23 protein-coding genes are annotated in these 26,859 nt (G+C 47.9%); 2 read left to right on the top strand and 21 right to left on the bottom strand.

Annotated elements, in window-relative coordinates; translation table 11 throughout:
• Positions 1 to 130: 130 nt before the first annotated feature.
• From lepB to GON22_RS17320, 6 genes are all read right to left on the bottom strand, one after another.
• Positions 131 to 1,027, bottom strand: a complete 897-nt coding sequence (gene lepB, locus GON22_RS17345) for a signal peptidase I (protein ID WP_160397371.1) — start codon at positions 1,025 to 1,027, stop codon at positions 131 to 133.
• Between the two features lie 734 nt (positions 1,028 to 1,761).
• The gene (locus GON22_RS17340) at positions 1,762 to 2,223 is read right to left on the bottom strand and encodes a DinB family protein (RefSeq protein WP_160397370.1); all 462 of its coding nucleotides are present in this window, start codon (positions 2,221 to 2,223) and stop codon (positions 1,762 to 1,764) included.
• Between the two features lie 17 nt (positions 2,224 to 2,240).
• The gene (locus GON22_RS17335; RefSeq protein ID WP_160397369.1) at positions 2,241 to 4,229 is read right to left on the bottom strand and encodes a pentapeptide repeat-containing protein; all 1,989 of its coding nucleotides are present in this window, start codon (positions 4,227 to 4,229) and stop codon (positions 2,241 to 2,243) included.
• A gap of 12 nt (positions 4,230 to 4,241) precedes the next feature.
• Entirely contained in the window at positions 4,242 to 7,505 is a 3,264-nt protein-coding gene (locus tag GON22_RS17330; RefSeq protein WP_160397368.1) for a hypothetical protein, read from the bottom strand.
• 199 nt (positions 7,506 to 7,704) lie between these two features.
• Positions 7,705 to 9,294, bottom strand: a complete 1,590-nt coding sequence (locus GON22_RS17325; protein ID WP_272898808.1) for a malate:quinone oxidoreductase — start codon at positions 9,292 to 9,294, stop codon at positions 7,705 to 7,707.
• Between the two features lie 232 nt (positions 9,295 to 9,526).
• A complete protein-coding gene (locus tag GON22_RS17320; protein ID WP_160397366.1) occupies positions 9,527 to 9,820 on the bottom strand; it encodes a DUF3817 domain-containing protein in 294 nt (97 codons plus the stop codon).
• A gap of 338 nt (positions 9,821 to 10,158) precedes the next feature.
• On the opposite strand from GON22_RS17320, the gene GON22_RS17315 reads away from it, so the two are divergent.
• Positions 10,159 to 10,482, top strand: a complete 324-nt coding sequence (locus GON22_RS17315) for a hypothetical protein (RefSeq protein WP_237179221.1) — start codon at positions 10,159 to 10,161, stop codon at positions 10,480 to 10,482.
• 295 nt (positions 10,483 to 10,777) lie between these two features.
• Here the strand turns inward: GON22_RS17315 and GON22_RS17310 are convergent, their stop codons facing one another.
• The 7 genes from GON22_RS17310 to GON22_RS17280 form a co-directional block, all read right to left on the bottom strand.
• Positions 10,778 to 11,158, bottom strand: a complete 381-nt coding sequence (locus GON22_RS17310; RefSeq protein WP_160397364.1) for a VOC family protein — start codon at positions 11,156 to 11,158, stop codon at positions 10,778 to 10,780.
• Between the two features lie 55 nt (positions 11,159 to 11,213).
• Positions 11,214 to 11,729 (bottom strand): SRPBCC domain-containing protein, encoded by a 516-nt coding sequence (locus GON22_RS17305; RefSeq protein ID WP_160397363.1) that lies wholly within the window; start codon positions 11,727 to 11,729, stop codon positions 11,214 to 11,216.
• Positions 11,730 to 11,759: 30 nt separating this feature from the next.
• A complete protein-coding gene (locus GON22_RS17300) occupies positions 11,760 to 12,101 on the bottom strand; it encodes an ArsR/SmtB family transcription factor (protein ID WP_160397362.1) in 342 nt (113 codons plus the stop codon).
• 186 nt (positions 12,102 to 12,287) lie between these two features.
• On the bottom strand, positions 12,288 to 13,256 hold the full coding sequence (locus GON22_RS17295) for a hypothetical protein (protein WP_160397361.1): 969 nt from the start codon (positions 13,254 to 13,256) through the stop codon (positions 12,288 to 12,290).
• A gap of 48 nt (positions 13,257 to 13,304) precedes the next feature.
• Positions 13,305 to 13,733, bottom strand: coding sequence for an SMI1/KNR4 family protein (locus GON22_RS17290; protein WP_160397360.1), 429 nt, complete (start codon positions 13,731 to 13,733; stop codon positions 13,305 to 13,307).
• A 445-nt stretch (positions 13,734 to 14,178) separates the two neighbouring features.
• Positions 14,179 to 14,790, bottom strand: a complete 612-nt coding sequence (locus GON22_RS17285) for a hypothetical protein (RefSeq protein ID WP_160397359.1) — start codon at positions 14,788 to 14,790, stop codon at positions 14,179 to 14,181.
• A gap of 170 nt (positions 14,791 to 14,960) precedes the next feature.
• Entirely contained in the window at positions 14,961 to 15,713 is a 753-nt protein-coding gene (locus GON22_RS17280; RefSeq protein ID WP_160397358.1) for an SDR family NAD(P)-dependent oxidoreductase, read from the bottom strand.
• Positions 15,714 to 16,023: 310 nt separating this feature from the next.
• On the opposite strand from GON22_RS17280, the gene GON22_RS17275 reads away from it, so the two are divergent.
• Positions 16,024 to 17,706: a fibronectin type III domain-containing protein gene (locus tag GON22_RS17275; RefSeq protein ID WP_442954387.1), complete on the top strand. Its 1,683-nt coding sequence runs from the start codon at positions 16,024 to 16,026 to the stop codon at positions 17,704 to 17,706.
• A 38-nt stretch (positions 17,707 to 17,744) separates the two neighbouring features.
• Here the strand turns inward: GON22_RS17275 and GON22_RS17270 are convergent, their stop codons facing one another.
• The 8 genes from GON22_RS17270 to GON22_RS17235 form a co-directional block, all read right to left on the bottom strand.
• A complete protein-coding gene (locus GON22_RS17270) occupies positions 17,745 to 18,122 on the bottom strand; it encodes a hypothetical protein (protein ID WP_160397356.1) in 378 nt (125 codons plus the stop codon).
• 848 nt (positions 18,123 to 18,970) lie between these two features.
• Positions 18,971 to 19,834, bottom strand: a complete 864-nt coding sequence (locus GON22_RS17265) for a TIM barrel protein (protein WP_160397355.1) — start codon at positions 19,832 to 19,834, stop codon at positions 18,971 to 18,973.
• The gene (locus GON22_RS17260) at positions 19,824 to 20,780 is read right to left on the bottom strand and encodes a hypothetical protein (RefSeq protein WP_160397354.1); all 957 of its coding nucleotides are present in this window, start codon (positions 20,778 to 20,780) and stop codon (positions 19,824 to 19,826) included. Before GON22_RS17260 ends, GON22_RS17265 begins: the two co-directional genes overlap by 11 nt.
• Positions 20,781 to 20,806: 26 nt before the next feature.
• Entirely contained in the window at positions 20,807 to 21,946 is a 1,140-nt protein-coding gene (locus GON22_RS17255; protein WP_160397353.1) for an AMP-binding protein, read from the bottom strand.
• Between the two features lie 2 nt (positions 21,947 to 21,948).
• Positions 21,949 to 22,203 (bottom strand): acyl carrier protein, encoded by a 255-nt coding sequence (locus GON22_RS17250; RefSeq protein ID WP_160397352.1) that lies wholly within the window; start codon positions 22,201 to 22,203, stop codon positions 21,949 to 21,951.
• Positions 22,184 to 23,767: a class I adenylate-forming enzyme family protein gene (locus tag GON22_RS17245; RefSeq protein WP_160397351.1), complete on the bottom strand. Its 1,584-nt coding sequence runs from the start codon at positions 23,765 to 23,767 to the stop codon at positions 22,184 to 22,186. Before GON22_RS17245 ends, GON22_RS17250 begins: the two co-directional genes overlap by 20 nt.
• On the bottom strand, positions 23,764 to 25,524 hold the full coding sequence (locus GON22_RS17240) for an ABC transporter ATP-binding protein (protein ID WP_160397350.1): 1,761 nt from the start codon (positions 25,522 to 25,524) through the stop codon (positions 23,764 to 23,766). The genes GON22_RS17245 and GON22_RS17240 overlap by 4 nt, the downstream gene beginning before the upstream one ends.
• Positions 25,511 to 26,854, bottom strand: coding sequence for a glycosyltransferase family 4 protein (locus GON22_RS17235; RefSeq protein ID WP_237179223.1), 1,344 nt, complete (start codon positions 26,852 to 26,854; stop codon positions 25,511 to 25,513). Before GON22_RS17235 ends, GON22_RS17240 begins: the two co-directional genes overlap by 14 nt.
• Between the last annotated feature and the right edge of the window lie 5 nt (positions 26,855 to 26,859).

Below are 26,859 nucleotides of genomic sequence, written 5' to 3'. Positions count from 1 at the left end.
TATTGGAATACAATATGCTCGGATGTAACCCGTTAACGTCTGCGATTTCCTTGTAAGATGTTAACGGATTTTATCTTGTTGCGGATGGAGAGCCAAATGCCATTCCTAACTATGAAACAAGATCCATTTTTCATTCAAAAACACTGCCAATTCGCTTAAAGTTCGTTACTGTTACCTGAAGCGGTATCTGAAACTTAAATTCCCCAACGAGTTCGAAGCTGACCTTATCTCCAATTTCCAGCGCTTCTATTTCTTCCTCTTGTTTGACATTGGCCCATAACGCCTCTAAGTGTGCGATCCCCATAATCTCGTCAACACTTCTTACGTGCAACGCATTAGCAGTGACATTCCGAACAATTGCAACGCGCTTGGGCTCCTTCGCAACGATAACGCCCTGCTTAAAATCCCATGCCGTCTTCGGCCCTTCCCAACCCAACACCTTTCCTTTTATTGAAGAAGCTTTCATTGGCCCAACCGACTGGCTGTCATAAAAGCTTCGCTTCCAATTATCGCCGAGCACAAAATATTCGCCCTGCTCCAGCTTGACAGATTCCGCCATGGAAGTCGGCGTCTCTCCGTCTCCAGCTTTTTGCTCACGGTACTCGCTTCCGTAGAACGCGGCTAGTTTTCTTGCATGAATATAAACATGGCCTTTCACTAACTGCACTTCTTCATTCGGCAGCCCGATAATCCGTCCAAAATCTGTAGGGAACCGGCTATCGCCTGTCTGAAACATCACAATATCGCCCCGAGTAATTGGGTGTTGTTGATAATAAGACGTATCTACAAACATGTTGTTGTTCATCAGCATTGCGTTATAAGAAGAATAATTCAACATGGCATCACTTTTAACGGTCATCTGCTTTAATGCAGCGCTAGGTTCGTGTAAAATGTCCAGCTCTTCTTTCGTTGCAGTATCCTTTATCGTGCCTGTTGAGCAGCCACTAATGAAGAGCAGGACGAGAAGCAACAACATGATCCAGTTTCTGTTGCTTTGCAAGCTTATAATAGGCGATTTGCTAGCCAAATCGAAATCCCCCTTTATGGTTCAGTTATGTCAGAAGCTTGGTAGGCGACGGTCGACTTATTGCTTAATTATATCACTTTAATCTTGCTAATATTTTCTAAATTAATTACTAATTTGTGAAATTATATATCAAAGTTAGACGATTCTTTTTCGTCAGTATGCGAGTACTCAATCATCTTCACATCTCTACTTCCATTTATATATGAGGTATCCTTATTATATGGAACTTTCCACTTTCCAAAGCATCCAATCCTCACTCACTCATTCTGGTTGATCGAGTTATTCGTATGGCTCGCCTCCAATCGGTGTGTCGAACTTCTAACGGACACCACAGCCGTTATATCTGGCCAAACTCACCGATTGAAATTGTAACGGACTCCACGGTCCTTATTTAGTATGATCGGGACCAAAAAGGGGACATTTTGCACAAATAACGGCACCTGAGTCCGTTACAGCAAGAAAGCAGTCGATTTTAACCAAATAAGGGCTTCTGTGTCCGTTAGAGCGAGCGGCTACTCATAGACGATGCAGATAGTCAACGTCAGTATCAGTATCTGCGTCGGTTTCGACGTCAGTCGGCATCAGCATCGGCGTCGGCGCCAGCTTCGACATTTGCGTCGGGGTCAGCGTTATCGTTGGCGATACCATTACAGGTCATTCTCGGTCACTCCGCAAGAATGAAACAAGAGCCCCCAACTCTCTTCTGAGATTGGGGGCTCTTGTTCGATCAGCTTCTATTCAGATAATCTCGAAAACAATATAAAATCTACTGCCCCAGGCTTGCCGGATGCTTCCCGCATAATCCGATTGATTTGGCCGCGGTGGTATTGGCCGTGAAGGCTGACATGTGCCAAAATATCTCGGATTGGCGTTTGGAATTCAGCTCCGCTCTGGTTCGCGTACGACAGGACACTGTCCAATCGCTCCTCGGTCAAGCTTTCCATCAACTCGCGGTATCGAGCCTCGTTGCTTGCGATCAACTGCCCCAGCGAGGCCAGATCAGCATCTTCGATCCAGAGTTGAATATGAGCGGTGCTTTCGCCGTTCATTCGCATCCCCCATACCTGCTCGGCAATCATGTAGTGGCGAAACAGGTTAAGTGCTTCCTGAACGTCCCCTTCACAATCGTCAATCGCGGCTAACAGCTGACGATTCGCCCACATTTGGTGCTCGATCATGCGTTTGATCGTTTTCATCCTTATCCCCTCCGAATCTAAATATCTGTCTGCTGTGCTGGCCATACATGCATTGGAGCCTTATCACTGTGAAGCTTCTCCCCAATACACGGGCCAGATTCGCTGCTCGGGCATTTGGTCGCGTGATCCGTCGCCTTGGACGGAATACGGGTTGCTGAATAAGCGACTGGCATCGTAATCGGCGCATCTTCGATGAGTATCGTAACTTGCAGCACACCATCGCCCTCCGAAATTGCCGCATCGTTCATATTCGCCGCATAGAGCAAGCTATCTTCAAAATCAACCCCCTGCAGGCAAGCCCTAGCAAACGAGGCGTTGGATCCATAGTATGGCGACAAATTAGAACCTCGGATGACACAGTTGACCAAGCATGCATCAGAAAAGTTCGCCCCCTTTAGGTTAGAGACGTTCTTGAAGTTCATGCCGGCCAAATAGGCGCCGTTGAATTTCACGAGCGGCATTTCTGCGTTGGCGACACTAGCCTCCTGTCCGTAAAAATAGCAGTGGGAAAAGTCCGCCCCCGTCAAGTTAGCACGGCTGAAGTCCGCATTCATCAAGCTTGCCGCGAAGAAAACGGCCGATGGCATTTCTCCGATTCCTCCGGCAAGGGCACCAGTAAATTGTGAGAAATCGAGGTTGCACTTACTGAAGTTTATGCCCCTGAGATCCGAATCTTGAAAGTTAGCGAATTGAATCGCCTGCCTCTGGAGCTCCAGTCCCGATAACACCGCATGGCGTGCCTCCAGCTTGTTGTCCGCATCGGACAGCACATCTGGAAAATCCACGAGCTGTGCGTTGCTAAGGTCCAAGTAGCTCCATCTGCGTTTGATAACACCGAACGGAACGATTGCACCGCAAAATTTGGTCAATTTCCCTGGCTCGGCAGAAAACTTCGGATACTCATCGAATTGTACATGCGTTAAGTCTGTCTCGGAAAAGTCTGTTCCGTCTAGGATCGCGCCTCTAAAATCACAGCCATCCAGCTTTGCACCCCTGAAAATGGCCTTGGCAAGGTCTAGGCTAGCGAAACTCGAATTCGTTAAGTCAGAATGGCTGAAATCGACACCCTTCAATGATGTGCTCGTATCAAAGCGGGCGTTGCTCCAGTTAACGTTTCTCAAATTGGCTTCCGCCAGATTTGCTCCGTAAAATTCCGTTGCGTTAAGCTCGGCTCCACTTAGGTCGGCACGAGCCAAATTCGCATGATTGAATCTCGTGCCTGACAGCCTAGTGCGGGACAAGTTAGCCTGTGTGAAATTCGCCCTCTCGAAGGAGCTGCGGCTTAAATCCGCCTCGCTCCAGTCCGACTCGCTAAACTCATTTCCGTTCAACAACGAATCCAACACCTGAATGCCCTTCAGGCTTGCTTTTCGCATCGTACATTTTAGCATAAAGGCATGGTTCATCTCGGAGTGATTAAAGCTTGTTTCGTCCAAATTGAGCTCAAACAGCTGCCTAGCAGAAAAAGGAAGCGTGCTGTAATCAGCCCCTTTACAGCTGCGTCCAGGCCAAAGCGGAGGCAGCGTATACTGCGGATAGGAGCGTGGGAACAGTTCCTTCGAATGGACGAACCCTTCTGGCACAGATACGAAAGCAAGCCCGAACACCGTTTGCAACTCACCGTTAATGTTCGCTTTAAAAACAAAGCCATTTTCGGGTTCATTCGGCGAATCGTATTGGAGCGAAACTTCTGTAGCCTCTCCCCTGACGGGGACAGTAAAGCCCTCCATAATGTTTTCCTTCCAATCGCGGAATCCGACCCACCTGCCGTTCGACGCCCGAAGGTAATAAACACCGCCCATGCCGTACAACGTGAAAATATCTTGCTCCTTCGGCTGGTCAGTAAATAATACTTTCTCTTGGCTTGCCAGCGATAAATATTTCAGATCAAATTTGACTAGCCTCGTTTGCAGGTCTACACCTACACCAGTCGCCAGCCGAATATAACCGCGGGATACGAAATATAGCGGCATCTCGTTAACGTCCAAATCCATATGCTCCTGCATCTCCATGCCTCCTTACGACGAGCTCGGTGCAGGCGGAATCCACAGGCTAACAGATGGTTCAGGACGCCCGTTCGGCGCATAAATCGTTTCATAATTGAGCGTAAACACATTGCGGATCAGATCAACCGTAATTTTAGATGCAGCAACGCCCTTTGTCCGAACGAGGAAGGAGCCGTCAGGCGTGTAAATATCCAAGTGGTAATCGTTCGGGTCGGAGCCTTCTCCGGTATAGGACAATATATAAATGTAACCTTTCGCTTCTACCGCCAAATCCAAATAATTCGTCTTGGCACTTGGATCGACCAGCGGAAACCACGAACGCTCCTTGCTCTCTTGCCCGAAGCTCTTAACCGGATTGCCGTGAATGTCGAACGATTGCACCCGGTTATTAATGCTTTCCAGTATCAAAATCCGCCCATCGAGCGCTGTTCCAATCCCTCGAGGCCCATTAATTAAGCCTTCACGGAAGCCTTCGCCGGAAGCAGGCACTGCGAACGTCGCTTTCTCGTCATCCGAAGGTGCTGCAGGCAGTTGAAGAATTTCTAATTTGTTAATCGTGTAATTAATCCCGATGACATATCCTTGCGGATGCACGACAAAACGATCGAGCGGGCTAATAAACCGCCCCCAGCTTTGCTTGCTGTCTGTTTGCGGTTTTTGGTCATGCTGTAGCACTAGCTTGCGAAGGTGGAAACCGCCGCGGGCATTCTTGTATCCGTCATAGGTTCCGTTCGAGGAATCGACGTAGAAGTTGCGTCCCGTTGCATCTTCGTAGCTTGCAACGTCGTAGACAATTCCGCTCGGTTGGCTGAAGCCGACCTCCGGATGCCAGTGCGAGCGCGATGGTTCCTGTAAGGTGGATAAATTTTGAACCGTGTACATGGCTTGATCCGATATTGGCGCATCCGGGCGGTCTGCTGGCAAATGCAGGCCGGTCGCCTTCCAGCCGTAACCGACCATAGCGGGCCGCTGCGTCGTTGTAATATGCCCGTTTTGTACATCGATGGCTTTCTCTGGATCAGCCGAAGCGTTTTTGACCGTTTGCTTAGGCGCTTGGGCGGTAGCCTCCCATACTGGAACACCTTCATGATAGGCGATTTTTTGCTTATGCTCGTACACCGAATCTGATGTAAGCCGAACCTCATTCGTCCTAATCTGAATGTTTGTTGTCAGAAGCGTGCCATCCGTTCCTTTGGCCTCCAGCCATCCTCCACTTTCTCCTTGTCCGGCCAGCCAGCCGTTTTTGGCGTAGAAGAAAACATAGATTTTGAGTTTACCGGCGGCAGGGACATCCTTAAACTTCACCGAGAATGGGTCGCTGCGCGTAGGGCCGGCCAAATCATATTTTTGCTCGACAGCAGGGGTCGTCACATTCGTGTCGTACATGACAGCGATCCGGTAACTGGTCGCAAGGTCGGGAAACTTATGCGTGGACGGATCCGGCGTCAGGTTGATTTTCAAATCAAAGGTACGGGTGAAATCAGTCTTATATATGCTCTGCGTGGAAAGGCATGCGATCGTCGTCTCCAGCAACTGGGCCGCCGTTGTTAACCCACTGAATATAGACATCGCCATATCGGCACCCGGAAGGATTCTGCCCAGCAGCTTGCCAAGCGCGCTTTCGCCCAGCTTCTCCAGCAAATAAGGCCCAAGCTTCGTGATGAGAAGCCTAGGGAGAACCAATCCGATCCACGGCGCGACTGCATTAATCACATTCCGGTCGTGGGCAATATCGTACAAGATTTTGCCCGTTGCGATTAATACGCCGATTTTGATGATATCTGCGACTAATTTTTTATCTTTCATGATCTCTTTCACGATTTTGTTCGTGATTGCAGATGAACCGATAATAAAGATGGCCACGGGGACAATGATGTCGACAATAATCGTTAGCAGAGCGCCAACCAATGCACACCGGATCTCGGGGTCCTCCATCAAATCCGCTATGTTGAAGCCGAGACCGCCCCATAAAATCCGCACCGTCGCAATACGATTATCAAGCACTGGCAGCTGGAAATGTGTCGGATCGGGCATCAGCATGCCAACGGGCACGCCACATACGGTCGTAACCGGTCCTACTGTGCCTACGAATCTCGTCTCTTGGCGAGGCTCAAATTGCTCGAAAAATTTCTCTGGCAAAATGCTGCGCAGCGTCGAATCCAGCACCTGCTTCCACTGCTCCTCAGAGAGATCGATCCGCTCCCCGTTCGGGTTCAAAAATTCGACATACGCAGACAAATGGCGTGCAAGTCGATTATAACCGGTAACATTCAGTACGCCTTTATCATCAATTACCGGATCGCCAACGGAAATGCCCCAAGAGGTTTTCGGGCCCTTTACGCCCCAGCGCACGGAAGCACTTTTATCTTCATCGGCTTGAAGCGGTTTAGGCTTGGCTTGGCTGATGTGCTCTGCTTCTGCACCATAGCTATCTGAGGTAATCCCGTATTGCGCCTCCCACATTTGGCCTTCCAATTGCTTGGCATCCTGTGCTTTCTTGAGCGCCCAGCTTAGCGGGCCGTTCAGAGCTGCCTTAACGGTGGGATGCAGCGTCCGCGTGTATAGAAACTTGCTCTCATCGTCCGGGTCCTTGTAGGGCTCGCCGTTCTCATCCAGCACCTTCGTGAACGCTGACCAGTTTTCTTTCAGCTTGTAAATCGCAAGCGCAAGATCCTGCAGGTATGGATTTTGGTTGAGCAAATGCTCGTGCACCCATGCCGGATGCTCCGAACTGCCGTCTAGATGCAACAAGCCAGGATGTTGGAACAAGAGCGCAATTGCCGTCTCGCGCGCTTCTTTAAAGCTGAACGCTTGCACAAGCAACTGTACTGGATGGGAAGCACCGTTAACGGAGGAAAAGCGGTTCGGATCAACGTTGTATTGCACCAATTTCGGGTGGATCAAGCCGTTCATCGCAAGATTGGATGAAGCATGATGCATCATGCGAAAGCTCGTCTCGGGAATATGTACAGACATCGAAACTGGCAGATCCAGCATCTGTCCGTCTACTACTACTTTCTTGGTAACAGTCATAAGCCCAACCAGATCTGCCTCCAACTCTAGCTCTTCGGCATAATGGGTCAGATTGTCATCTGGAATAAATCCGTAAAATAGCTGGGTGGATTTCGTTCGGCGAATTGAATCGGCATCATGCCGTTTCAGCGGATAATCCCGAAGCCCAATCTGGAGCGTATACTCTTCTTCTTGGCCGATATGATGCAAATCAAAATGAAAGGAATGCTTTAATAGAGGTGAAACATTCGATTGCTGTGACATAAAGGAACATACCCTTTCGCGATGTAAATTCGCCCATAATATGGATTGAACGTAAATCTAGTTTAGCATATTAATTACTAATCGTCGTGTACATTAGCATTATTAATTGCTAAAATGTGGAGCTCATAACATACAAAAAAAGCGGCAATTCAAGGACTAAGAATCAGGCCCTGAATTGCCGCTTTCGTTATTTAGCTTATTATTTATGTGCGACTTCTAACGGTAATTTTTGAATCAATCCCAGCGTCCCTGCCGTTGAAGCATGAATTTCTTGCAGCAGTTCCGGGTTTTGCATAAGGGATACGCCATACGAAGGAATCATTTCTTTAATTTTCGGCTCCCATTCTTTCACATGCTGCGGGAAGCATTTCTCGATCACTTCAAGCATGACGTGAACGGCCGTAGAAGCACCTGGAGATGCGCCAAGCAATGCAGCGATGGAGCCGTCTGCAGCACTAATGACTTCCGTGCCGAATTGAAGCGTACCTTTGCCAGCTGCCGTATCTTTAATAACTTGGACACGCTGTCCAGCTACGACCAAATCCCAATCCTCGCTTTTGGCGGTCGGGATAAACTCGCGCAGCTCTTCCACGCGTTTTTCTTTGGATAACATAACTTGTTGGATCAGATATTTGGTCAGGCCCATGTTTTTGGCGCCAGCCGACAACATCGTAACGAGGTTATCAGGCTTGACGGATGTGATCAAATCAAACATAGAGCCGGTTTTAAGAAACTTAGGCGAAAAGCCGGCAAATGGCCCGAACAGCAGCGATTTTTTGTTATCAATAAATCTCGTGTCAAGATGCGGAACGGACATTGGAGGAGCTCCAACCTTAGCTTTGCCATAAACTTTAGCATGATGCTGCTCAACAACTTCCGGCTTATTGCACACCATAAACAGGCCGCTAACCGGGAATCCACCGATATGCTTGCCTTCAGGAATGCCGGATTTTTGCAGCAAATGCAGGCTTCCGCCGCCTCCGCCGACAAAGACGAATTGAGCAGTATGGCTCTCGACATTGCCGCTGCCGTTTCGCACTTTCAATTCCCACGAGCCATCGCTCGTGCGCTTGATTTTGTTCACGCTATGATTGTATTTAATATCGACGTTTTTCGTCTTCAGATAGTCAAACAGCATACGAGTGAGCGCACCGAAGTTAACGTCTGTGCCAGTGTCGATTTTGGTTGCTGCAATAGGCTCGCCAGCTGGGCGATCCTTGAGAATGAGCGGAATCCATTCCATTAGCTTAGCAGGGTCTTCCGAGTACTCCATCCCTTTGAACAGCGGATTGTTGGACAATGCGTCAAACCGTTTCTTCAAGAACTTTACATTCTTCTCCCCTAGCACCATGCTCATATGAGGGATTGGCATAATAAAGTCTTGCGGATTGCGAATTTGTTTGCTGTTTACAAGGTAAGACCAGAATTGCATGGAGAGCTGGAACTGTTCATTAATTTGAATCGCTTTGCTAATATCTATAGATCCGTCTGCTTTCTCGACGGTGTAGTTAAGTTCGCACAGTGCAGCATGCCCCGTACCTGCATTATTCCACTCGTTAGAGCTCTCTTCCCCTGCGCTTTCGAGCTTCTCAAACACTTTAATGTTCCAGTCCGGCACTAATTCTTTCAGTAGTGACCCCAAAGTAGCACTCATGATACCGGCACCAATTAAGATAACGTCTGTTTTTTTAGTTTGTATGTTGCTCATGTTTACCGTCCTTATACCCACGATTTGCAGAAAGGATGCAGGCGTTTGTACTTGAGCGCCTAGGCGTGCCTGATTGCCCATCTTTTCTGTATCAAAATAAATTCTCGATCAATAATAGCCCTATATAGTGTATCACTATTAGTTGTAGAATTAAATGATTGCATAAGTGCTTGCTTCAATTTTTTTCGTTAATTCACCTGTCCGTCACAAGGAGGCTTCCACATCAAGGAAGGCCAATTAACATGCTGGGATTATATCCTTCTATTATGGTTCAATCCCATCGTGCCATATACCTCATTCAAATCCAAGTAAGCTACATCGTTTCCCGCATCAAACGGCGCTCCAGCACAAACGGGCCAAATGGCAAGAAAGCTGCCAAAATACCGCCGGCGATACGCAATAGCCCCCACCGGTATAATACGGCCATCACCATTATCGCTACGATATAAGCCGCGAACAGTGCGCCATGGATCATCCCCGTAACCGTAACCATTTGCGGTTGATCGGCAGCATATTTCAACGGAATCGCAATGCAAAGCAAAACTAGAAACGAAATCCCTTCCATATAGCTGATGTATCGAAACCATTTGAGAACTGATTTTTTCATTCCATCTCAACCCTTCTGTTTCACGTTATACAAACACTATAACTAGCCTGTCTAGTGAAAAGCAAATAGAAGAGATGTGAGAATAGATTAGATCTGGCGTGTGATAATTTTAGCGAATACATACCGCACTAGCGGACCTACCAGCAATAACTGTAGAGGAAATACGAATATGAAATTGTTAAATACTAATGTAAAATAACTATCGAGCAACGGCTCCCCTATTAGTCGGCCGGCAAAGTAAGCACTTGCTAATCCATAAAGTGACATGATGAGAACCATGCCGCTTACCATCAATGCCCCATAATTTGAATGCACGAATCCATACTTCTTTGAAAGGAATGAATGAACCGTTGCTGTATTTGAAACAAGAACTCGATGATCTAATTATTTACTTTGAAGTGAATGAGCAAGGTACCGCCTACAGGCAAATGGTGGTCAAGGGCAATGAGATCCAGAGTTCTAATCTTAAAAAATTTGAGTTCATTCTTTCCGATCAAGACTTGCCGTTAGACAAGCAGGGCTTAAGCAGGATTAACAAAGAAGAGTTTGAAGACGTATGGTCTGTCGTTACTAGCAATGGGCAGGAGCAGTGGCTTACGCTTAAGAATCAGCTCCCTATCGGAACAAAAGTTGAAGGCTACATTGAGGTTTTTTGTCCGTAAGGGGTTATTGCTAGCCTCCCTGAATATGAAGCCGTAGGCCTAGCTAACTACGAAGAATGTGCTGCCAATGCCCGGGAAAACGTTATGCATCGTGGGCGTATCATTCATGCTGAAATAGTTGGCTATGATGATTTGAACCAATGGATCTTGCTGGGCTCGCCTTTGGTGCTAGATCGTGAACATCCAGTGAGCATATAAGAGCAAGCAGACGCTCTTCATTCCCTATTTCATGCCGCAACGCAAAAACGCCATCACATGAAGTGATGGCGTTTTTATTATTGGGACTGCTTCAACCCTACTGCTTTTGCATAACCGCGAAATAGTTGTTTTCGTCGTCGGCAAAGTTAAATACTCGCCCTCCAGGAATGGAGACCAAATCCCCAACTGTGATCTCTTTATCCTTGAAAGCCTGGTACAGCCCTTCCACATCGTCGGTGAAGAACATAATGGATGGCGTTCCTAGGTTAAGCTCCGGTTGCATCTGAGCGATAAATTGCTTGTTGTGAAGAATGAATGATGTCTGGGCCCCTTGGACAGCGGCAATTTCAATATAGCGAAAACCTTGGCCATTATCTTCTTCCGAAGCGACAACGAATCCAACTTTTTCCGTCCAAAACCGCTTGGCTTGATCTTGATCATTTACATACAGCATGATTTGGCAGAATTGATTAATCATATTTAGCACTCCCTATTTCATTAGATAATTGATTATGTGCATGTGAAGCTTTTATTTACTTAACTTCGTTCAAGCGCTCTTCCAGACGGTCCCATGTTTCCGTGATGCCCTGCAGCATGCCCATATCCATAACGGTTTTGAGCGCCTCTGGCGAAACATACACGCCGCGATTAACCAGCTTCGTTTTGCCGCCTTCATCAATGAACGTTAGCGTGACATCGGTTGAAGGCATCTCTGCATTTTGGTTGCCTTCCGCATCCGAGAAGTAATCGGTGTAGCTGAACATTTCAGGCTCGGCAATCTCCTTATAGATCGCTTTGCCCCAAGATTCCATGCCGTAAAAATCGCCATGGCTCTTATCCACACACTTCATACAATAATGCCAGACGCCGCCCGGCCGAAAATCGACGGTGCATACAGGGAGTTCCCAGCCTCTTGGCCCCCACCAACGCTTAAGATGCTCAGGCTCCTTGAACATTTGGAATACGAGCTCGCGAGGCGCATCGAACACACGCTCAATCACCAGCACATTTTCATTTTCTACTCTTGATACCATTGTTTGATTTGACATAATAATTCCTCCTCTAATTGATCGATCCGTTTATTTTTGTTTGTTTTGCAGTTCCTTTAAGTAATCATCCAGTTGGTCGAACCTTTCTTCCATTAACCGCCGAAAGGAGTTGAGCCATGAATCCAGTGCTTGAAAAGGCTCGGCCCGAAGCTTGTAAATTCGGCGATTGGCTTCAGCTGTCATTTCCAAAATCCCATTGTCGCTCAGCACCTTCAGATGCTTCGATGCTTGAGGCTGGCGCAGCCCCAGTCGATCAGCGATTTCCCCAACGGTCAAAGGCCCGTCTCGCAACAGTTCAACGATTGCCATACGATTCGGTTCGGCTAAAGCGCTCAGCGTTGTCCATTCCTTGCCTGAATTCTTCGCTGGCATTTCGCTCACCTCGTCAATTGCTGGTTACTTGGGTTCAACTCAACTCCTTCATCGCATTGCCGTTTTCCTGATGAATTGAATATACCCTACCAGGAATATTCCTGTCAAGGAATATATAAAAAATGTAAAAGGTGCGTTGGTCTCCAGCGCACCCTGCTTCTCTTATGTTGGATATTGTTCGGAAACTTATTCAACTTTCAATCGTTTTAGCTTGAAAATATCAAGAACCGCATAGAAGAACCGAAGCGTATCTTCTGGCGAGCTTATTTTATCTTCATAAGCTTCGAACAACGCATTTGCACGCGCATGGTTTTTGTTAAAGTTCCCGCCGTAAAGCCCATAGACAGCTCGTGAAATCGTCCAGGCAAATGATGTGCAATCTAGCTTTTTCTTTTTCGTCGCTTTGCCTTCTGTTGTATGCCAAGCCCACACCGATACTAAGGAAACCAATGCCATTTCAGCGGATTGAGCGCCAAATACTGCTTCGAACCCGTCAACACGCGCGATCTCCCTTAATTGTTCCAAGCTGATCGGATTGGCACGCCCCCGGCTCACATCTTTCCGCATTAAATCACGTATCGTTGGAAAATGAATCGAAGAAAAGTTCAACAAATCTTTTTTCCAAAACCATCGTTCATCCTCATCCGCAATGTTGGAAAAATCAATCCCCGTTAGCTCATCCAACTGATTAGGAGCTATTTGGGGCAGTTCGCCAACGGTAGGCGCAACATCAGCAAAAGGCAAACATTCGTTAAAGTAACCAACACCGTCTTTACAGCCATATCGGATAGTACTCCCCGTATCACTATAAACCAGCTTTTCTTCATATTCAGCTGGCGGTGCATGTTTCACATATTCGATAAATGCTTTCGCCGCCAGAAGCGTAGCCGGATCATTGCTTTGACCTCCGATGCCGAGCCCGCTAGCGCCTTCATAAACCGTAAACATATAGGTTTCACCAGCTGTGTCCATGGCGGAAATCGTGTATTGAAACGCATTTTCAATATTCGAGGCCTTATAGTTCGGCTCTCCAAACAAACCCAGCAATGAACCTCTAAATTGTGCAATTTCAACCCCAACCCCAATGTCGATGGACAAAATTAATGAACTGTTATGTAAATTAGGCTGTTCCTCTATCGCTTCAAAATTATACATCGTAGCTTTTGTCCTTCTTTATGTTCGATTGTTTGTAACTGTGCTTGATCATGATTCTACCTCTTCCACGATCATATCGTAAATAAACGATGCGATATTTTCCCATTCACGCAGTATACCTCCGCCTTCGTGAGTCACTTGAAACACCGGGCAGTCACAGCTGTAATCATCAATCAGCACAAGATCATACCAATCGCCATCGCCTCTGACTGCTATGGAAATTCTATTGTCAGAGTATTCCTCGTCAAAGCCTTTCCCTTCCTTAAGTTTCTCCCTCGTGAAAGTTTGAATATCATTGAGAGGAACGAGTTCACATTCTGTACTAAGGCATCCTCCATTCGTTTTCTTTAAAAGCTCGATCCAATTTGTTGGAATATGAAAGTTGTTGTCGTTCAGCTCTTTTTTACTAAGCCGTTTGCAAAAGTCTTCCCGCCTTCGCCTCTTCTCACTGTTTACAAGCGCCAAAGCTTGATTCATCGATATTTTCTTCGGTGGTTTGCTTATTTGCTTATAAGCTTCCCACTCTTGTTGATGAAGCGCTTGGAGGTCAGTAAACGATATGCTCCCAATATAATGCCGGATCCCGTAATAAAACTCAGGGGAAGGCGCAATGCCATCTAACTGAGCTCCCCTTCTGGCAAATCATCTAATATAACGACTGGCGTCAGGCGATCCTGTTCCTCGATTAAACGGTTATTTAAAAGTATATCCTTTGCTTTTTTACTGATATAGAAGCCTTGCCAACCTGGAAAATATCCAAAAGCAAAATCAGTTTTCGGCAGATATCTTCGGAGAAATCTTTCATAATGACAGATATGAAATAACTTGGCGTCGCATAATGAAAGATATCTGTTTAATCGCTGCGGCAACGCAACATCTGGATCTAAACAATTTGCCGAGAACCTCGTTACACCGATCCGGCCTAATGGCCTAGGATATTTGATGTGATCCGCCAAATTAAATTAGGGGAATCTACATTTAACCACGGATCATCAAGCCCTCTCCCAATAAATTCAGTTACAATGGCCATATGCCATTGTTGATGAGGGGCAAACCTCCCAATATCTTTGCACCATAAAAATTCAAGCCCTGTAAGATTATTTTCTTGTACAACCCTCATAAATTTATCCGAAACAAAAGGATATGCAGAAGCGCCACTGCTGACATTCAGTTTGGGAGAAATGTTTGCTGCATTACAGCTTATAATTTCCCCATTATAGTCCGTGTCTATTGACTTAACGGGCAAATATTTATACCATTCTGAATCTCCCTCATAATCCTGTGCATAGGCGCAATTATTGTCAATAACCACCTTGTTCTCATGCACATATTGCTCAAGCGCATCAAGAAAATGATCAATCTGAGGATGGTCGAATGCGATCATGCCTTGGCCAGCAAACCCGCATTTGATGTTAAATGGCGCGGTAAATGATTTGATAAATGCATTTCTTTGAACAACTTCTTCTTCGTTTCGCCAATCGACATCTTCAAAACCAATTGAAAAATAAATAGATTCTTTAATCATATTTAGCATTTTCAGCTCCCATGTATGTATATGGAATGTGGTTTTTATACGCATTTCTATTTTTATTGTAATAGACTTTCACTCATACGGAAATAATTAATTGGGAATGTATTCTAAATAAAAATAGGGAAAATCCAGGAATACGCACCTGAATTTTTCCCTGTTTTTTTGACTTCTCCCTACTCCTCGTAAATCATTTTCCGCGTCATTCCCCCGTCAACAACCAGATTCATTCCAGTGACAAAATCATTGTCCGGATCCGTCAGGTAGAAGCATGCTCGTACGATATCCTCCGGCTTTCCTACACGTTGGGAAGGATGCTGCTCATGGTCACTTTTTTTCAAAGCGCTATAATTGCCCGTTTCAATCCAACCCGGACTAATGGCGTTCACGCGAATGCGGTCTGGCCCGAGGGAAAGAGCCAGCGCATGCGTCAAGGCGAGAATGCCGCCTTTGGAAGCCGAGTAGGCCTCTGTGTTCGGCTCTGACATCAGTGCGCGCGTCGATGCCATGTTCACGATAACGCCGGACCCGCCCTTCTTCATCAGTTTGGCTGCTTCTCTCGCGCATAGGAATGTTCCGCGCAAATTCGTATGGATGACGCTGTCCCATTCTTCAATCGTCAGGTCGAATATTGGCTTGGTGATGCCGAAACCAGCGTTATTGATCAAAATATCTAGTTTCCCCACACTCTCTTCGATCCAATTGAAACAGCCAATTATGGCGTTCGCATCGCTTAAATCCACTGTCCTCCATAGCGGATCAACACCCGATTGGCGAACAAGCTCGGCTGTCTCATGCAACGCCTCTTCTTGCTTGTCAATTAGAATGACCGTTGCTCCTTGCTGTACGTAAGCTAACGCTAATTGCCTCCCGATACCGGCACCAGCTCCAGTAATCATTGCGTGCTGCTGTTGGCCCTTTATGCTCATGCCGAATTCGCTCCTTTATATAACCCTTAATGGCTGTTGAATGTCCGGATTCTATGTCCATCTTACTTGGTTCCCCGAATGATTGCTACGTCACCTTGCCCTTCACGAAAGTACAGTAAATCTAGCGCGTCACTGGATGAATAAATTGTATCCCTGAATGAGATATTTTTCCTCTTGAGAGCTAGTCTTTACCATTTGATAATATATCCGCAAGCACAAATCCAATCGATGACAGGAGGATTAATTAATGAAAAAGGCTCACGATTACCGTTTCATGCGCACGTTATTAACGGTTGTACTGTCCTTCGCAATGCTGCTCGCACTCATTCCATCCGCCGCTTCCGCTGCAGACCGGGGCGCTTGGGCGCCCAATGTGTCTTACGCAACCAACGACACGGTCACTTATAATGGCTCAACATACAAATGTATTCAAGCCCATACTTCACTTGTTGGATGGGAACCGCCAATTGTGCCAGCTTTATGGGGACCGGTTCAAGGCGGTGGAGGCGGTGATGTGACCGCTCCAACCGTTCCAACGAACTTGCATGTTACAGCCACAACCTCTGCCAGCATTACACTAGCTTGGAATGCGTCCACAGATAACGTCGCAGTAGCTGGCTATAACGTTTACCGTGGAACTACACTCGTAGGAAGTACGGCGAACGGTATGCTTTCCTACACCAACACGGGATTGGCAGCCAGCACCTCGTATTCTTTCACGGTCAAAGCAAAGGATGCCGCTGGCAATCTCTCCGCTGCCAGCAGCGCGGTTTCGGCGACAACTCAACCTCCGACAATTGACCTAACTCCTCCTTCCGTCCCCGCAAACCTGCATTCAACTAGCACAACATCGATTAGCGTAACTTTAGCTTGGAATGCTTCGACCGATAATGTTGGCGTAACGGGCTATGATGTCTTTAGGGGCTCTACGCTCACCGCTTCCGTATCCGGGACATCCGCTGTAATTACAGGACTTTCTGCTTCAACTGCTTACAGCTTCACGGTTAAAGCGAAGGATGCTGCTGGCAATGTGTCTGCCGCGAGCAGTGCTGTAAGCGTCGTAACGGGACCTACTGATCCAGGCGGCAATGGAAACCTGCCGAAGCATACGCTTACCGGCTATTGGCAAAATTTCGTGAACGGTGCAACGAATTTACGCCTTAGTGCAGTTCCAAGCCAATACGATATTATCGTCGTATCGTTCGCTGAGATGGACGTGAACAATCCAGGCGGCGTTACGTTTGGCGTAGATTCCGGCTTGTCTGCAGCGCTCGGGGGCTATACGAACGCGAACCTCATTAGCGATATTAGCCAGAAGCGTGCGCAAGGCAAAAAAGTCATTTTGTCCATTGGCGGCGAGAAAGGCAACGTCAATCTCGGAAGCGCTTCTCCGAATGTGAATAACTTCGTAAACAGCATGTATGGTCTCATTACCCAATTCGGGTTTGACGGCATCGATATTGATCTTGAGAATGGCTTGAACGTGGCCAACGTCACTTCTGCCGTTCGCCAGCTTCAACAGAAAGTCGGGCCGAACTTTATTCTTACAATGGCTCCGCAAACAATTGATATGCAGTACCAAACCTCTGCCTACATGCAGCTCTACGCCAACCTGAAAGACATTACGACGGTCATCAATGTGCAGTACTACAACTCAGGCTGTATGCTCGGCCGCGATGGCAAATGCTACTCGCAAGGAACGGTTGACTTCTTAACCGCCCTCTCTGACCTGACATTGCAATGGGTTGCTCCTTCGCAACTAGGCGTCGGCGTTCCTGCAACATCGTCTGCTGCTGGCGGCGGTTATGTGAGCCCGGCTGTCGTCAACCAAGCGCTAGGCTGTTTGGCGACGGGCAACAACTGCGGTTCCTATAAGCCTGTAGCCAAATATCCAGACATCCGCGGCGCGATGACTTGGTCCGTGAACTGGGATGCATCCAGCGGTTACAATCTTGCGAATACGGTGAAACCGTTCTTGGTCAACATGCCTTAACTTGCTGCGACAACAAACAAGCTAGCACCGGATCGGTGCTAGCTTGTTTTCATATCCTCTTCGATGAGTTTAACTTTATCATTAGCCCAAACTAACGTATAGGCAAGCCCGTTATCGTATCCGACTAATCTGCTGTACATATCCCCTGCCCTCGCAGGCCTTGATTGGATAAGCTGCCCTTTTGCTTGAAGAAGAACGAATTGCTTTTGTTCCGTATCCGTTAGGATGAGATGGCCGTCGAAGTAACTGGATGCCCAGTTGGACTCTGCATTGGCAAATATATTGTTTATTTTAAAATCAGCGCTGTTTGTTTTTAAGTTATACCGTGAATAAATGGTTAGTTCTACATTCGTGCTGATTCCAAAAGGGGTCCCGCTTATACTTGACGTATTAACAACTAGTTCCGTTCCTTCCAATGTATATTGGCTCCTCATGTTCCACGCTATCGGGATTACGTTTACTTTTTTCGTTGCTAGATCTACCACTTTATAATAATCCTTCGATTGTACGAGGCTGCTCCCATTATATTTGATCACAGCATAAAGGGATTGAAGGTCGAAATCTTGAAGCGAAACGCTCTCGTATTTCTTATCTGTAGGCAATGCAAGTGTTACATCAAGAATCGGTTGCTTCCAGGGGTATTGATAGATGAGCAAATGATCGTCATTGACAACAGCTATTCTCTCTTTATCCTGCGGACGGGCAGCGGACCATTGTAGTTGCTGGTTGTCGGCTTATTATTCTTTTTCATAAGGACCACAATTTTCGTTGGATGTTTGAGAACCTGGCAATCATATAATGCATCAAATGATTTCGTCCAAATCATCTTGCCCGTCTGCAGATCAAGAATTTGAATTAGCCGTTTTGTTTTATCCACGAACAGTGTCCTGGCCGGGCTTACTTGAAGCGCTTGGATACTGGCATCCAATAAGCTTTCTGACAAAACTGGAGCTGGTGTTGCGCTAGCAAGTGGCGTGCAAGCAAAAGTCCTATAAATTAAAATTAAAAGTTCCTATAAATTGAAAGAAGCAGGCATCATCGATACCTGCTTCTTTGGATATTGAGAGAGTATCGACGCCGGAGGCGACTACTACTTTTGCATGCTGCAGCCACCCCATTGCAGTTCGTACAATACAAACAAAGCGAGCGCGGAAATGATCAGCTGTCATTGTATTGTGCGTGCGCAATGGGAAAGCCGGTTTTCTACGTTATAGGCACATCCTGTAGCATCTGGCTCGTCTCTCATTGCATGAACTGCAATAACTTATCCAATTCGAACAGCATCTCTCCTGCGCGCTTCCTCCACCTGCTTAAGCCACATCATTTCCTCTTTCAGCTGTTGGTATGGGTCATCCCCGAACCATTCGATGGAGGCGGCCAATGGCGTTTGCTCTTGCTCAAGCATTTGGACAATATCGGCATATGGCAGTACGCCATTGGCTAAAGAAACGATGCCGTTTCGATGCCCGCTCGGAGAATACACATTGTCTGGTGCGAAAACGCCCAAGTTGTCACGGTCGCGAACATTTTTGAAATGAAAATGATGGGTCCATGGCTTCAATTGCCGATACGCTTCCTCAGGCGTGCAGCCTGCTTCCCACATATGAAGGAAATCCAAATTAAGCCGAATATACGGGTGATCGGTATCCTCCAGCAATCGAAGGATGGACGGCATACAATCGGCATAAGTCATCGGGTGAGTTTCAATGATCAGATAGACGCCATATTCCGAAGAAATGTCCGCCAGATGGCGCAGCTTGGCCATGCATTGCTCCCAGCTTTCTCTGGATGCCGCTGCACTAGCCTGATTGCCAGCAAAAATGCGCAGCTTGTCCGTTCGAAACAGCCGGGCAAGGCTAACAAGCTCCTTCCACTTGGCTTCTTGCCCTTCGAACCCACTCGGTGACAGCAAGTCCAGGTAATCGCTGATCATGCCCACTTCGATTTGATTGCGGTGCATCTGCGGCACCAATCTCGCAAGTCCAATCGGATCGTGACGGATAAGCGAACGGGCATGAACCCCCCATAGCTCGATGCCAGAGTAGCCTGTCTTATGTGCGAATTGAATGAGTTCACGCAATGAAACAAGCTGATGGCGAAAGGAAATCGTACACAGGTTATACTTCACACTGTTCCCGCCCTTTCTGACGCAGAAAATCGAGCAGTTCGGCCTCTGCTGCCTTCACCGCCTCTAACTTTTGCCGAAGTGAAACTATTAGGCTCGCATTCGCCGGGCTTCGTTTAAATTTAAGCATTAGAAAATTGACCGTCGTCCATAGTTTAATAATTTGTTCGATCGAGCCTGTTTGCTGATCCGGTCCCTCTTCCTCTAATAACTGGAACGACCGATAAATTTCCCCGATTAAAGCCCTGCTCTTAATAATAGAGGAAATGGAGATGTTGTTCCGTTCGATCCAGGCATTCCGTTCCTCAGCAGGACGCTCAGCTATACCCGCTAAGTCTGAGCTGAACTGGCTGATCGCATTGCCGCCATCGTTCGTTTCATCCTTCATATAGCTGGCGAGATTGCGCTCCGTCTCCTGTCGAATGACATCGTAATGATTGGTTTGCTTCGCATGCAGCGGGAACACCAAGCTATAAAACCGAAGGTCTTTACGTACGCTGCACGCATATAACTCCTCATCCGTCATCCTGCCGATATAATCAGCGATCGGATCAATAATCAAGAACTGCCCAGACTCCACGTCGTAGCCGTAGATAAGAATATAATGCTGGAAGCCTTCTGACTCTAGCGACAGCTGATTTTTCGGGAAAAATTGCAGCTTAGAGGCATGGCATAACATGAGCATGATCGCCTGTTCCTTCAACGCTCCGCGCAGGTCATCAGGGGATCCAGCATGCAACGTTTTTTGAACACCGAAGACGGATTCCAGATCGAGATGGCGAACATGTTTGCCAGACATCAACGTCCCCGAGAAATATGTCAAATTCCAGTAGCCGAGCAAAAAATACCGGTAATCGCAGCCGTGCATATGAAGAGCTGTCGTGATGCACGACGCCGCACATTCCATCGCTGCTAGCTTAATTACGTCGTCAGGGGTTACCCTTTTCATCCTCATCGTCCCTTTCGTGCCATCCGTTAAGATACCAAGCTGACGAACGGTTGAAACTTTCCGCTTACCGGATGCGGCGGGATAACGGGAACGCGTTCGATTACAATGCTCACATCGGCCAGAAGGCACTGTTTCAAGAGTTTCCCAAGCATGCTGGCCGATTCCGCCAACACCTCATCCCGGGCTTCATCTGCAACGATGCGCAGCCGGAAGGAAGTCATCGTTTCTTGCACCATCTGAAACTGTTTCATGCCCGAAGCATCTGCCAGCTGCTTATAAAACTGGTCGAGATAGCGGAATATCGACGGCGATATTGAACGGTCAGGCAGTATGATTTGGGAGCCGCGGAATGGCAATAGCTCCACAATCAGATTGTTCTGTGCATCTCGCCGTAATCGGCCCAGATCGCCTGTTCGATACCGCACGAACGGCGTGCTTTTCATCACGAATGACGTGACGATAAGATCACCAGCTTCCCCTTCTGGAAGGGGCTGTCCAGTTTCAGGATCCAGCACCTCCACATACACGCATTGCTCGTTGATTTGCAATTGCTTCTCTTTATTCGAGAATGCAATTAACCAGATTTCCTCCATGCCATAGTAGTCTAGCAACGGCACACCGAATACGTCTTCGATCTTCTGGCGTTGAAGCGGCTGAATAAGCTCCCCCCAATTTTGAACGAATTTCAGCGTATCCGGCACTTTCATCCCTTTGTCAGCCATATGGCAAGCGATCAAATGAAGCCCGGAGCTGCGCCCTTGTATCATATGGGGGGAGTTCTTCTCGATCTGATGTGCGAAGGAGGAAACCATCCGCGGTTCTGCAAAAAGAGAGTTTCCCAGCAGCACTGAACGGTACCGTAGCGGAAGACCCCACTGGAGACGTTGGCGCTGGATCGCCATCGATAGCACGGCTTGCTCTTGTACGGTTTTGATACAGCGGAACGGGATTCCCGTGCTTCCCGAAGTGAACGATTCGACTAACGGCTCAGCCATCTCCCGGGTAAATCGCTCGCGGTTGTCATTGATCATCCGTTTATCGATGACAGGCAGATCAAGAAACTGCGAAGGCCTCTTGTCCAGTTCTTTGTAAAAGGGATAATGACCAACAAGCTCTTGCACAAGATTTTGCAGCCTTTCCTCTAAGGAAGCCGGTGACGACGCCATGTTCATTCTCTCCCTTGAAGGAAGTGAACGATCGCCTGTACGGATTGGAACCGTTCGGGGTGCATATCATCAACATCCAGCTCAAAACCGAATTGCTCCTCTAGGTTTGCCAACATGTCGAGGAATTGGATCGAATCCATCCCAAGGTCTGCGGTAAGGTTGGCCTCCGTCTCAATTGTGGCTGCTGGAAGTTTAAGCAGCTCTGTTAACATGCCAATCACTTTTTGTTCAAGCTCTTTATCCGTTGTTTGCTGCATATTCCCACTCCTTTACGATCGTTTGAAGCGCTTTGCGGTCGAGCTTGCCCGTTGTCGTCTTAGGAAGCTGCTCGGCGATATAGATTTCCTTCGGGCGCTGAACGGCGGGCAATCGCTCCTGGCAATAAGCGAATAGTTTGCTTCTTCCTTCTGCTTCATCCATCGTTGACCCGTCCATAACGATGACAGCAAGAAGGCGCTGTCCCCACACGGAATCATCGATGCCCGCCACCGCTACATCTTGCACGAGCGGATGCTCGGATAACTGCTTCTCTACGGCTTCGGCAAAAAACGTATGACCGCCTACGTTTAACGCATTATCTTTTCGTCCGGAAATAAACAGGAAGCCTTCCTCGTCAAGATAGCCCATATCCGATGTGCTAAGCCCATTGGCGGTTAAGACAGCTGCGCTAGCTGCCGGATCATCCCAATAACCGAGCATCACATTGGGCCCGTTGACAACCACCTCTCCGACTATGCCACTCTTTACCGGAATGCCATTGGCATAGATGTTAATCGTAACGCCGTCTACAGCAATTCCGACCGATTGCGGCTTATCGGCAAGCCGATGGGCGGGCAAGTAGGTGACGCGTGGCGAAGCTTCGGTTAGGCCATAACATGGCATTATCGCAGTCCAGGGCAGCAACTCCTGCAGCCGTTGCAAGTGCTCCGGCGATACAGGCCCTCCTACGACGATCAACTGGCGCAAGCTGCTCAAGGTTTCCGGTTTCCAACGCGTCGACTTCAACAGCGGAACGAGCACCGATGGCACCGTGCAAAGAAACGTCGTACCGTAATCACGAATCAAACGAACCAGCTGCAAGGGATGGAAAATGCCCGGCGTGAGGTTGATGCTTGCGCCTGCTTCTAATGCAAGCAACCATTCTCCCGTAATGGTGGAGCTATACCCGAATGATTTGGCGATCAGCACCTTATCATCCGAAGTTAATTTCAAATAGCCTTGAATAGCATGAACGTTCGACAAGAGGTTACGGCCGCTTAGCTGAATGCCCTTCGGAATTCCAGTCGAACCAGAGGATAGAAATAGCACAGCAGTGTCTTCCGGCGGCCTATAATTCTGCCCTTTTTCAATACGGGATGCAGAAAGAGACTGCACATTCCCAAACAAGTCACCCGTTTCTCCATCAATAAGCAGCGTGCTAGAGGCGCCAACCTTCTCTCCCATGTGCTCATCCACAGCCTCTTGTAAGAACTCCGAAGCCCTAGATGCCGATACCAGCAAAAACTCAGGCTTCATCCTTGCAAGGATAGGCTCAACTTCATGTTTCTTGTAGTACGAATGGATTGGAATCGGAATGCCGCCAGCGAACACAATTGCCATAAATGCAATAAAGCAGGACGGAGTTTGCTCCATCCAGATCGCGGCTATAAAGCGGTGGCGTGGCTTATAATCGAGCAGCTTCGCGGCTAGCTGCTGCGCAGATTCGACCATTTGTGCATAGGGAATCCAATCTGTTACCCCGGTGTCCTCATTTTCAAAATAAAAGCCTTGATCGGGCCTTGCAGTGCGTTGGAAAAATTCAATTAACGATTCTTGTCTCATCCGATTTTCTCCAGCATGCGTTCTTGTTCATGCTCTTGTCCCGCAACCAAAGCTGCATATTTACGGCATCGCCCAATGAGCTGGTCATGTGTGCCGCTGTCGAGCACTATCCCTTGATCCATCACATAGATGATGTCAGCGTTGCGAATAATATCGAGCCGATGCGTGGAAATAAGAAGCGTTTTGCCCTTCATCGACTGTTTGATCGTATGCATTACCTGCTCTTCTGTTTCCCGGTCAAGCGCAGAAGTTGGCTCGTCCAGAATGAGAATGTTCGGGCGCTTCAGCAATGCGCGAGCAATGGCGATACGCTGCCGTTGGCCGCCTGATAATTGGAAGCCTTGATGGTCAACAACCGTTTGCAACCCATTAGGCATCGAATCGAGCAGCGGCTGAAGGTTCGCTAGGCGTGCAGCCTCCTTGACATCCTCCTCTGTAGCGTCCAATCGCCCGATGGCGATATTGTCGTACAGCGTCCCGGAGAACAAATAGCTATCTTGAAAAAGAATGGCCATATGTTTCGTTAGTTCGTTGCGGCTTAACTGCTCCTGTGGCAAATTTCGAATGCGAATCGTGCCAGACTCTGTTTCCATAAATCCAACAAGCGATTTGAACAATGTCGATTTTCCCGAGCCGCTCTGGCCGACGAATGCCGCAACTTGTCCCGGCTGAACGGTAATATCGACACCTTTCAAAATATGCGTGCCTTCATAGGAAACGTTAAGCTCTGTACAGGATATCTCGGAGCTTTCTCCCGGGAACGGAACGCCCATCGCCGTCTCACGGGCAGCTTTCTCAACAGGGGTTTCAAGGAACTGTTCAATCCGGTTCATCGCCACTTCGCTCTGCTGCATTTCGCCGAAGAAATGGTTCATCACTTGAATCGGCTGCAGCGCATTGTTGAGATACTGCACCGCAGCTACGAGCATGCCGACCGATAGGGCTCCCGATAGAACCTGCCCCGACCCTAAGCTATATACGGCGATAAGAATCAGACTAAAGGCGAATGTGCCCGTTTGGCCTGAAATAACGCGATATAACGTTTCTTTTGTGCTAACACTGACTAAATTTTTGTACATCGACTGGTTTCTCTGCCGTTCCCAGCCTTCCAAGCCGTATGCCCGGATCTCCTTGGAGCCTTGAATGCTTTCATACAAGTATGTGCCCACTTCTTCATTGTGGGAGCGTACGCCGGCAGCATATTTTTTCATCGGTTTGATGAAAAGCCGCGGAATCGCTAATAGCACAGGGATACTGGCGAGCGTGATCCATCCCAAGCGAACGTCCATGTAGAAGATCATGGCAATAGCGAACAGCATCGTAAACCACTGCGTGATCATTTCCACCACGATATGGTTGAGGAAATTGCCCATGGAAGCTGTATCCCAGCCGAGCAGCGAGGAAAATTTGCCTGCGCCATTTTTCTCAATCTCGGCCATTGGAATTTTCCGAATATGAGCCAGCAAAACATCCCGCAGCCCAAGCATGTGTCGGATGCCAAGATACCGGAATAGCCCTGCACGAATAATCGTCAACAGAACGGAACCAAGCGCGAAGCTTGCGGAGAGGGACAATATGAAAGCCAGCTTCTCCCGATGGCCGCCGATCAACACCTCATCAATGAGATAGGAGAACAAATACGGTTGCGCCAAATTTAAAGATAAAGACAAAATCGTGCAAAGATAAGCGAGGCTCGTCAGCCTCCAATTGACGTTAATGTAAGTGGTTAGGCGCATAAATAATTTAATGCTTTGCATGGCTGTACCTCCCTGCATAATGAGCGATGATCGCTTTAGCTAGCGGCATCCATTCTTGCATTGCGATAGTTGCAGAACCTGATGCGACGGTTATCTGGCGCTCATGCATGAGTGCCAAATGGCTTAAATTCTCGTGCCGATACATTTCCTTCAGGTCACAAAGCCGAGCCCCCGCTACCATTTTGGCCTCACGATTTGGATGAACGGCATTCATCGATGCCTGTTTCAGCGTTTGTACAATCTCGGGAACTACGCGTTTATAACCGTAACATTCAGCTGCTTTAAATGCATTCGCCGAAAATGTGCTCCGCTCAACAGCGTTGCCGAGCAATCGCAGCGTATGTTGCACAACTTGATCGTGATCGATTCCCGGCATGCCCTCGTCCCAACTGCAATCAACCAATAATCCATCCACGCCATCTGCGACAACGTCCCGAAATCCATTCCAATTCGTGCAAATAACAGGAATGCCCCATGCCTTCGCTTCGATTAGGTTAAAGCCGAACGTTTCGCCGGGATCGGTGGACAGGTTAATGAGCAAGTCAGATGTTTGAAATAACTGCCGTTTCGCCTCACCATCTACCGGACCAAGGAAAGTTACGCTCCCTTGAAGGCCATTCCTCTCCGTAATGTTGAGCAGCAGCTGCCGATACCGTTCCATCTGCTCCGATGAATGGCCGGTGTATTCTCCTGCTATGAGAAGCTCTACATCAGGCATCCGTGCATGAATTTTTGCGAAGCAAACGAGCAAGGCATCGATATTTTTTACATCTTCCAATCTGCCAATTGACAAAATTCTGCGCCCTGTACGGCTTGCTCTCGCATCTTCCTGCGCCTCTCCAGAAGTAAGCTCGATACAAAGCGGAATCAGGCTTGACATCGCGTAGCGATCGGAAATCTGCAGCAGCGCTTCTCGGCTAGAAGCCGTGCTCACGAGCAGCACATCGCGCTGTGTTAGCCAAGGAGCAACTGCGAGCCATTGCCTCAGCCAGAATGGAGAACCAACCGAATGGGCTATGAACAGAAAGCCGATATCGAGCCCGGCATAGGAACGTGCCATTAGCAAATAGGGAATAAGGAATGGCAGATTCATATACAAGGTCTTCACTTGATAACGCTCAGCTAGCTCCCTTAAAGATGACGCAAGCGTGTCTAACGAATCAGGATAACGCTCCAGCCACCTGTCCACGCGCCCGCCGAACAATTTGACGAAGCTTAGCGGCGGGATAGGGACAAGCTCCGTATATTCACCGAGATATCGAACCCATTGATCATCTATGGCCCGCTCATTTAACCGCCCTGAATGGCCCCCGACACATCCGATCCGCATCAGGC

The organism is Paenibacillus sp. MMS18-CY102 (assembly GCF_009789195.1).
Classification (GTDB): Bacteria; Bacillota; Bacilli; order Paenibacillales; family Paenibacillaceae; genus Paenibacillus_T.
Note: the sequence above shows the minus strand (reverse complement) of the source record. Positions and strands in the feature narration are given on the sequence as shown.

Coding starts and splice junctions, on each gene's coding strand:
- GON22_RS17260 (WP_160397354.1), bottom strand. CDS start 20,780: ATGAAAAGGGTAACCCCTGACGACGTAATTAAGCTAGCAGCGATGGAA.
- GON22_RS17335 (WP_160397369.1), bottom strand. CDS start 4,229: ATGCAGGAGCATATGGATTTGGACGTTAACGAGATGCCGCTATATTTC.
- GON22_RS17340 (WP_160397370.1), bottom strand. CDS start 2,223: ATGAAAACGATCAAACGCATGATCGAGCACCAAATGTGGGCGAATCGT.
- GON22_RS17245 (WP_160397351.1), bottom strand. CDS start 23,767: ATGAGACAAGAATCGTTAATTGAATTTTTCCAACGCACTGCAAGGCCC.
- GON22_RS17320 (WP_160397366.1), bottom strand. CDS start 9,820: ATGAAAAAATCAGTTCTCAAATGGTTTCGATACATCAGCTATATGGAA.
- GON22_RS17250 (WP_160397352.1), bottom strand. CDS start 22,203: ATGCAGCAAACAACGGATAAAGAGCTTGAACAAAAAGTGATTGGCATG.
- GON22_RS17240 (WP_160397350.1), bottom strand. CDS start 25,524: ATGCAAAGCATTAAATTATTTATGCGCCTAACCACTTACATTAACGTC.
- GON22_RS17255 (WP_160397353.1), bottom strand. CDS start 21,946: ATGGCGTCGTCACCGGCTTCCTTAGAGGAAAGGCTGCAAAATCTTGTG.
- GON22_RS17300 (WP_160397362.1), bottom strand. CDS start 12,101: ATGCCAGCGAAGAATTCAGGCAAGGAATGGACAACGCTGAGCGCTTTA.
- GON22_RS17315 (WP_237179221.1), top strand. CDS start 10,159: ATGAATGAACCGTTGCTGTATTTGAAACAAGAACTCGATGATCTAATT.
- GON22_RS17325 (WP_272898808.1), bottom strand. CDS start 9,294: ATGGGCAATCAGGCACGCCTAGGCGCTCAAGTACAAACGCCTGCATCC.
- GON22_RS17285 (WP_160397359.1), bottom strand. CDS start 14,790: ATGCTAAATATGATTAAAGAATCTATTTATTTTTCAATTGGTTTTGAA.
- GON22_RS17310 (WP_160397364.1), bottom strand. CDS start 11,158: ATGATTAATCAATTCTGCCAAATCATGCTGTATGTAAATGATCAAGAT.
- GON22_RS17235 (WP_237179223.1), bottom strand. CDS start 26,854: ATGCGGATCGGATGTGTCGGGGGCCATTCAGGGCGGTTAAATGAGCGG.
- GON22_RS17295 (WP_160397361.1), bottom strand. CDS start 13,256: ATGTATAATTTTGAAGCGATAGAGGAACAGCCTAATTTACATAACAGT.
- GON22_RS17275 (WP_442954387.1), top strand. CDS start 16,024: ATGCTGCTCGCACTCATTCCATCCGCCGCTTCCGCTGCAGACCGGGGC.
- GON22_RS17280 (WP_160397358.1), bottom strand. CDS start 15,713: ATGAGCATAAAGGGCCAACAGCAGCACGCAATGATTACTGGAGCTGGT.
- GON22_RS17330 (WP_160397368.1), bottom strand. CDS start 7,505: ATGTCACAGCAATCGAATGTTTCACCTCTATTAAAGCATTCCTTTCAT.
- GON22_RS17290 (WP_160397360.1), bottom strand. CDS start 13,733: ATGAATCAAGCTTTGGCGCTTGTAAACAGTGAGAAGAGGCGAAGGCGG.
- GON22_RS17305 (WP_160397363.1), bottom strand. CDS start 11,729: ATGTCAAATCAAACAATGGTATCAAGAGTAGAAAATGAAAATGTGCTG.